1 protein-coding gene is annotated in these 752 nt (G+C 32.7%); it reads right to left on the bottom strand.

Going from position 1 to position 752, the window contains the following annotated elements:
• Positions 1 to 148: 148 nt before the first annotated feature.
• Positions 149 to 688 (bottom strand): hypothetical protein, encoded by a 540-nt coding sequence (locus AC1DND_RS28845; protein WP_477586398.1) that lies wholly within the window; start codon positions 686 to 688, stop codon positions 149 to 151.
• Between the last annotated feature and the right edge of the window lie 64 nt (positions 689 to 752).

Genomic DNA, 752 nt, shown 5'->3' with positions numbered 1-752 from the left:
GCTTTGAGTATTACAACTAGAGAATGCCGTAATGAATAATAATGCTTTAGTTATTGAAGTAAATTTCATGTTTTAGATAAAAAAATGTAATTAAACTGAAAGGCCTGAAGGTGAACTTTTTAACCCCTCTATTTTCATAAAAAAATTATCATACTGCAGGCATATTCTTTTTTCTGAGCAACAAATAACCAAATCCTGTAATTAAAACAAATACGATCAAAGAATTAATATGCAAAAAAGACGACTCATAAGCCATTCTCCAGGAAGAAACAGAATCTTTTTGGAGGCCGCTAATCCACAGCATTATATCACTAATAAATGTTGAGGATAATAACAATAACCCAAAAGCTAAACGCCAATACCTCGATTTCTGGAAATAGGTGAACCAAAGACTTTGTGTGGAAAGTAAATACACCAATAGCGGAAACACTGCCGGGAACCAATAAGGTCCGGTAAAGCGGTTTACGAACTCATATTGAACATAATCCCCACTTAGCCAGTCAGCACAGAAAATTACCGGGAATTGCAAAAAATATATAATACCAACAACTCTGATCAACCAAATAACAGACCTATCAAACTGCCCGATAAATTTATTTTTTCTAAAAAAGAATATTACGATACTCCAGCAAGCATAAATAAACATTTGCTCCTGCAAAATATAGCGCGGCAAAATAGAGTCAATCATTAATGAGCGTTAAATTTAGATAACACAAATTAAGTTATTTATTTGGTATTGATTAATATACGAG

It is taken from the genome of Pedobacter sp. 01N416 (genome assembly GCF_056399685.1).
This window is presented reverse-complemented; position numbering and strand designations above follow the sequence as displayed.

What these genes read in the sequence shown, in the direction of transcription:
- AC1DND_RS28845 (WP_477586398.1), bottom strand. Translation starts at nt 688, where the DNA reads ATGATTGACTCTATTTTGCCGCGCTATATTTTGCAGGAGCAAATGTTT.